7 protein-coding genes are annotated in these 5549 nt (G+C 61.4%); 2 read left to right on the forward strand and 5 right to left on the reverse strand.

Features of this window, described 5'->3' with window-relative positions; genetic code table 11:
• Window positions 1–1473: copper resistance system multicopper oxidase (locus tag B7X30_RS15110; RefSeq protein ID WP_286731705.1), on the reverse strand; the 1473-nt coding region annotated here is incomplete at its 3' end.
• Window positions 1474–1650: 177 nt separating this feature from the next.
• Between B7X30_RS15110 and B7X30_RS15115 the strand changes: the two genes are divergently transcribed.
• Both B7X30_RS15115 and B7X30_RS15120 read left to right on the forward strand, forming a co-directional pair.
• A complete protein-coding gene (locus B7X30_RS15115) occupies window positions 1651–2334 on the forward strand; it encodes a heavy metal response regulator transcription factor (protein WP_055451824.1) in 684 nt (227 codons plus the stop codon).
• Window positions 2324–3664, forward strand: coding sequence for a heavy metal sensor histidine kinase (locus B7X30_RS15120; protein ID WP_286731710.1), 1341 nt, complete (start codon window positions 2324–2326; stop codon window positions 3662–3664). The genes B7X30_RS15115 and B7X30_RS15120 overlap by 11 nt, the downstream gene beginning before the upstream one ends.
• Before the next feature lie 255 nt (window positions 3665–3919).
• On the opposite strand, the gene B7X30_RS15125 is transcribed toward B7X30_RS15120, so the two are convergent.
• From B7X30_RS15125 to B7X30_RS15140, 4 genes are all read right to left on the reverse strand, one after another.
• Window positions 3920–4507, reverse strand: coding sequence for a hypothetical protein (locus B7X30_RS15125; RefSeq protein WP_055451814.1), 588 nt, complete (start codon window positions 4505–4507; stop codon window positions 3920–3922).
• A gap of 10 nt (window positions 4508–4517) precedes the next feature.
• Window positions 4518–4775, reverse strand: a complete 258-nt coding sequence (locus B7X30_RS15130) for an SHOCT domain-containing protein (protein WP_072243092.1) — start codon at window positions 4773–4775, stop codon at window positions 4518–4520.
• Window positions 4776–4856: 81 nt separating this feature from the next.
• The gene (locus tag B7X30_RS15135) at window positions 4857–5252 is read right to left on the reverse strand and encodes a DUF302 domain-containing protein (protein ID WP_055451813.1); all 396 of its coding nucleotides are present in this window, start codon (window positions 5250–5252) and stop codon (window positions 4857–4859) included.
• A gap of 95 nt (window positions 5253–5347) precedes the next feature.
• A partial coding sequence (locus B7X30_RS15140; RefSeq protein WP_286731715.1) for a hypothetical protein occupies window positions 5348–5549 on the reverse strand: 202 nt, incomplete at its 5' end.

Raw genomic sequence — 5549 nt, forward strand, 5'->3', positions numbered from 1 at the left:
ATAGCGGAAATGCACCGGTGTCGACTCCCCGAACGGCACGCCGTCGAACGACCAGGTGTAGCGCTCCATGTTGCCCGTCAGATGCATCTCGATCGTGCGACCGGGCGCACGCGGGTCGATCGGGCCACCGATCGTGTGCAGATCAGCCAGGGTCAAGACGCGTCGGCCGTTGTTGCGCAGGCCCACGCCAGGATCGTCCAGATTTGTCCGTGGGTGGTCGACGCGGGCGTCGACGCCGGGACCGTATTCGGCCGGCGCGTGCCGCACAGCAGGTTCCGTGTCCATACTCATCCCTCCCATGTCCATTCCCGGCATCGAGCTCATGTCGTTGCCCATCATGTCGGCCATGGTCAATTGCTGGCGTGGGTCCATCGGCGGAACGGGCGCGGCGAGACCCGGCCGGGCAGCCAGCGTGCCGCGTGCGTATCCGGTACGGTCCATCGATTGCGCAAAGATCGTGTACGCCTCGTCTCTGGGGCGCACCAGCACGTCATAGGTTTCCCCAGGGCCGAAGCGGAACTCGTCTACACTCACCGGCTCCACGTCCTGCCCGTCGGCGGCAACCACCGTGAGTTTCAGGCCGGGGATGCGCACGTCGTAAAAGGTATCACCCGAGCCATTGATGAAGCGCAGTCGTGCGACCTTGCCCGGCACGATGGGTGCGAACCAGTTGCCGGCAGGGGTGACGCCATTAGTGAGATACGTCAGCGTGGCGCCCGATAGATCGGAAAGGTCGCCCGGACTCATGCGCATCTGCTCCCACATCGCGCGCTTGTCGAGTGCCGCACGCAGTCCCTCGCGGGAGACATCGCGGAAGAAGTCCACCGCCGTCGGCTCGTGGTAGTTGTCAAAACCGCTGTCGTCCTTGAGCTTGGCCAGGACGCGCATCGGGTCTTCGTCCATCCAGTCCGACAACAGCACCACATGATCGGTCTCGGCGTGTATGGTCTTGCCCTGCGCGGGCTCGATGATGATGGCGCCGTACATGCCAGTTTGCTCCTGCATGCCCGAGTGCGAGTGGTACCAGTAGGTGCCGGCCTGCCGGACCTTGAAGTGATAGACGAAGGTCTCACCGGGCGTGATGCCCTTGAAGCTCATTCCAGGCACGCCATCCATCTGAAAGGGCACGAGCATGCCGTGCCAGTGGATCGACGTCGAACGGTTCATACGGTTGGTCACACGAATCGTCACCGTGTCGCCTTCCTTCCAGCGCAGCGTCGGCCCTGGAATCGATCCGTTGATCGTCGTCGCGACCCGAGGTTTTCCGGTGAAATTGACCGGAGTCTCGGCCACCGTCAGATCGAATTCGCGACCCCGCAGCTCCGGGGCCGTCCCGGTTGCGGTGGGCGCCGCTTGCGCGTGCGCCGCCCATGGGGCCAGCCCCAGCATGACGCCGCCAGCAGCCAACCCTTGCACGAAGCGCCGCCGTTGAACATGGACACCTTGTGGCCGGATGAGGAGATTGCGTTGCATGGTTTCGGCTGCTCCCGTTCAATGGAAAAATTTGAATGTGAAGCGTAGACAGGGTGTGCTTTCATGCGGATGACCACGGCATTACATTGATGTCATCGTCCTGTCATGGTCGCGGCAGATTCGGCGAACTACATTGAGAGTATGCTTCGGTCTTGGGGCGCCGGCGAGGTAACGCAGATGAAACTTCTGATCGTCGAAGACGAAGTCAAAACCGGGGAATATCTACAGCAGGGTCTCAGAGAATCGGGGTTCGTCGTGGATTGGGCGCGCAACGGCCTTGATGGCCATCATCACGCGATGATCGCGCCGTATGACCTGATCGTGCTCGATGTCATGCTTCCCGACATCGACGGATGGCGCATCCTCCGATCCCTTCGCGAGTCGGGCAACGATACGCCGGTGTTGTTCCTCACCGCGCGTGACGCGGTGGAGGATCGCGTCAAGGGCCTTGAACTCGGGGCCGATGACTATCTGGTCAAACCATTTGTCTTCACCGAGTTGCTTGCACGGGTACGCACCCTGTTGCGACGCGGGCGCGCCCCAACGCAAATCGATCAACTTGAGGTCGCCGATCTGGTGCTCGATTTACCGCGGCGCCGTGCTACGCGGGCCGGCACCCGAATCAACCTGAGCAGCAAGGAGTTCGCCTTGCTTGAATTGCTGATCCGTCGTCAGGGCGAAGTGCTGCCTCGGTCCCTGATCGCATCCCAGGTTTGGGACATGAACTTCGACAGTGACACGAATGTGATTGATGTTGCCATTCGTCGGCTGCGAGCGAAGGTCGACGATGGTTTCGAGCCCAAGTTGATCCAGACCGTGCGCGGTATGGGTTATACCCTGGACGTCCCCGATGGGCGTTGAGAACCGAACACGCCGCCCCATGTCGCTGGCGGTTCGCGTCACAAGTCTGGTTGGCTTGGTGACAACGGCGATATTCGTACTCTCTGCATGGGGCATCGAATATTCGATCCAGCGGCATTTTTCCCGGATGGATCTGGCCGAACTGCAATCAGCTTGGGCATCGGTGGATGCAGCGCTTCATCGAGATGGGGCTTCTTCGTCTGGGGTGGCACAGTCCCACGAACTCGTCGACGCGATCGCGGGAGGCCACGATGTGTACTTTGTCGTCCGTGACGCTAATGGCCGGCTGCTGTACGGAACGACTGCACCAGATCTCGATGCCTTGGGCGAAAAGGTGCCCGCCACCACGCATTTGACTTTAGATACGCTCCATATCTGGCGAACCGATCACCACGTCTACCGAGGAGCGGTCTTGCGTAGTGGCAACAAAACGGTCGTCGTCGCCACTGCGATCGACTTCCACCTCCAGTATTTACGGGAATTGCAGAATGCTCTTTGGGCGGGGACGTTGATGGCAAGCCTCATCAGCGTTCTTGTCGCAGCCTTAGCCGTACGCCAAGGGCACGCGCCGCTGCGCCGCATCAGCGCGCGCATGCGAGAAATGACAACTGAGCGGCTGCACACACGCCTCGATCCAAAGCATGTTCCAGTCGAACTCGTGGATCTGGCGGCCGCCTTCAACGCCATGTTGACCAGGATCGAGCAAGGCTTCGCGCGTTTGCGTAACGTCTCGGCCGACATCGCTCACGAGCTGCGCACCCCTGTGACCAATCTCACGACGCAAACCCAGGTCGCGCTGTCAAAGGCCCGGGACGTGGACGCCTACCGGGAAATCCTGTATTCGAACCTTGAAGAATTCGAGCGTATGGGCGCGATGATCAGCGACATGCTGTTCCTGGCGCAAGCCGAGCAGGGGCCGATGCGACGCGACGCCGCGGGAATTGACCTGCATGCGGAAATACGCAGCTTGTTCGACTACTTCGAAGCCTGGGCGGAGGACCGTGGGGTCTCGCTCGAACTGAACGGGCAAGTCGGCCGAGTCGAGGGTGATCGGGAGATGTTGCGCCGCGCACTCAGCAACCTGATCGCCAACGCCATCCGATATACGCAGCACGGTCAATCCGTCCATCTGCGCTTGTCGCAGGACGAGCGGTGGGTCAGGATTGAAATATGTAATCCCGGCAACATTCCATCCGAACATTTGCCCCATTTGTTCGATCGCTTTTACCGCGTGGATCCTTCGCGCCAGCGCCGTGGCGAAGGGGCGGGGCTCGGCTTGGCCATCGTCAAGTCGATCGTCGAAGCGCATTCACTCACGCCAAGTAGTTGATTAACAATGAGTCTTTTGAGCGACTTTCGGGCGATTTGCGGCCCTGGCCCGATTACCTCGCTAACTTCTCACGCGGCAGGCTTGTACGCATGTCTCTCCCTCCGCTGGCGGTTTCATGCCAATGACGTTTCGCCTCACGTGACGAGCCTCAGCCCATCCACGTGATTCAGAACGAGCTTGAACCCTGAGCCTTGGGAAAGGGTTGTCATGCCAATCTCGGCAAGCTCGACGTCAATACGTGTCAGACCGCGCATTTCAAGGACTGAGCGCGGACGAAGCCGTCGGCAGTGGCGGGGCGCTCAACGCAACCTGGATTTGCTGCTCCGCCTGAAGGCGAATTTGGACGATTTGCCGCAGGATTTCGGCAACTGCAGCGCCGGCCTTGGCCTGTGCCGCCGGATCGGGCTTGGCCACGGAGTTGACCGCCAGCAGGTTGGCGCGAGCGGTGTAGAGCTGCGGCTGCAAGGCGCCTTCCTGACGCAAGGCCTCAGCCTGAATCTGTCCAATCCGCACGCGCTGCTGCGGCGTGACCAATTCCTGCCAAGAACCCCTGGCCGCCGGCCAGATGCCCCCGCCCATCATGCCGTAGCCATAACCGCCGTCGTCACCATAGCCGTGATCGCTCTGAACGCCGAGCGCACCCCAGTCCCCGACCGGGCCGTTCATCATGCCGTAGCCGGATCGTGGCCCCCACCAACCGGAACTTTCACGCCAGGTGGGCGGTGCGCCCGCGTCCCATCGCTGGCCCCAGAAGGGGGCGACGCCGAATTCGGGGATCAAGAGTAGGTAAAAAGCGAATAGCACGATCGCCAGTGCAAGCAGCCACTTCGGTAGCGGTTTCATGATCTGAGCCTCAACTTTCCAGTTCGCGCCGCATGCGGTCATAGGTCTCGTGGTCGATGTCTCCGCGGGCGTAGCGCTCCTTCAGGATCTCCAGGTGCCTTTTGCTGTCAGATCGCACCCCGGAATCGCCCGAATGGCCCGTGAACAGCCATCGGATCAAGCCCACAACTATGGCGAGAATCAAAGCCCACCACACCAGCATGAAGAGCCAGCCCAAACCGAAGCCGCCCCATCCGCCCATCATTCCATATCCATAGCCCATGACCATGCTCCCATTGGATGTTCACAATAACCAGGCACCGACCGGCTGGACCGAATCAGCGCCTTGATGATGGCACCGACGCAGCCCTCAGGCGCGCAGGGCCTCGGCGACGCGCTTGAGCTTGTCGCGCACTTCACCGCCGAGTTTGTCTACCTCGGGACGTTTGACCATGCCGAGCACGGCCGCTGGGTCCATGAACACCACGCTGACCCCGCCGTCCGCCTCTTCCCGCACGACGACATTGCAGGGCAGCAGCGCGCCAATATCCGGCTCAGCTTGCAGGGCCTGATGGGCATAGTGCGGATTGCAGGCCCCGAGGATGAGGTAGGGACGTTCCTCGATGCCGAGTTTGGCCTTGAGCGTGGCGGCCACGTCGATGGTAGTCAGGACGCCGAAGCCCTCATGTTTCAACGCTTCGGTCGCCGCTTGCACGGTGGCCTCGAAGCCTTTGGGGCTGGTCACGGTAAAGACATAGTCACTCATGGGTCAATCTCCGGGTTTGAGGAAAGAACGGGTTGAAGATGGTGGTGCACGGTCCTTGATGGCATCGTCTGGCGCATGGCTCTGTCGGCTGCATGTCACGCCTGCGCTGTTGCTACCTGCGGCCCGGCCACGGCGTTCGTGGCCGGGCCGATGCGAATGCCGGTCAACCGGGTGCGCTTGAGCATCAGGGCGTTGACTGCCACCAGCGCCGAGCTGCCCGACATGGCGAGCGCCGCCACTTCGGGACTGATGGTGAAGGGGTAGAACACCCCTGCGGCCACTGGAAACGCAATGACG

The sequence above is a fragment of the Thiomonas sp. 13-64-67 genome (assembly GCF_002282795.1).
GTDB lineage: Bacteria > Pseudomonadota > Gammaproteobacteria > Burkholderiales > Burkholderiaceae_C > Thiomonas > Thiomonas arsenitoxydans.